Source organism: Photorhabdus sp. P32, from assembly GCF_038085095.1.
GTDB lineage: Bacteria > Pseudomonadota > Gammaproteobacteria > Enterobacterales > Enterobacteriaceae > Photorhabdus > Photorhabdus luminescens.
Genome location: NZ_JAZGJN010000092.1, coordinates 1 through 984, shown reverse-complemented (window position 1 = coordinate 984; position 984 = coordinate 1). Strand labels below are relative to the sequence as shown.

Annotated in this window: 1 protein-coding gene; it reads right to left on the bottom strand. The window is 33.6% G+C overall.

Going from position 1 to position 984, the window contains the following annotated elements:
- Positions 1-97 precede the first annotated feature (97 nt).
- Complete coding sequence (locus V2H77_RS00410; RefSeq protein ID WP_049584146.1) at positions 98-577, bottom strand: Hcp family type VI secretion system effector; 480 nt, start codon at positions 575-577, stop codon at positions 98-100.
- Between the last annotated feature and the right edge of the window lie 407 nt (positions 578-984).

The window sequence follows — 984 nt, the reverse complement described above, 5'->3', positions numbered from 1 at the left end:
TATTTTTCACAATGAAAAGAACAAACCTCGCTATTTTAAACGAGGTTTATCAGCGGTCTGAACATATATATTTATATATACTTAACTTGGTTTATTTTTAATAAACTCTATCATCCCATATACTATAGGCAGATGTGCCGGCAGTTATGTGATTCCAGGATATAGATCTATATTTTAGAAAGACTTTTTCGTAAGGCATCATTTCATTATTATTTATTGAATTCGGGTAGACGCAAGAAATATCAACAATACTCGCTTCTATTAATTTGACCTCATAGAAAAGTTCTAATTGTCCAGCGAGATTTGTTCTGTAAAAGAAGAAAATCGCATTCAGTAGTTCGTTTGAAGATATTGCGGCTGCTAACAGCGGGGATGATTTATCTATTGGCTTGATAAATTGTATCGGATGATGAGCGACATTTTTTTCGCGAGTTATCGAGTGATTTAAATTCAATACCTGTATTTGATCTTCGTGCCCCTTTTGGTATCGGTTTCCTATGGAGTCTAGCATTGAACAACCGGCAGAAATTAAACCTTGTTTCTTACCATCTAAAGATAAATAAATTATGTGTGACATAAGTAATTACCATACAACTTCTTTAATTGAATTACCTGAGACTGTATGACCAGGCGGTGAAAGTACGACCTTAACACTAAAATATAAAGAAATTAATAGTTCAATGTTGAATTTTTTTCTTTAAGGATAGAAATAGTGATATAAAAAACGGGCTTGAAATTTTTTGCTATTATATAGTCGACATGGCTATTTTTTATGTAATATAGTGCTACACCTGAGCTTTTAATTGTTAATAGGATTAGCCGTATGAACGATAGAGATAGAGAACAGTTATTACAGCAACTCACTGACGTATTAGTGAATAGCCCGTTAATCCCAGAAGAAAAATTGGCAATGATGATGATGCAGTGTTTTAACCTATTGCTGTCAACGCAAGCCTGTGCGATCGACATGAAGATTTCAGATGG

Bases quoted from the DNA above. Each gene is read 5' to 3' on its own strand.
- V2H77_RS00410 (WP_049584146.1), bottom strand. From the start codon at position 577: ATGTCACACATAATTTATTTATCTTTAGATGGTAAGAAACAAGGTTTA.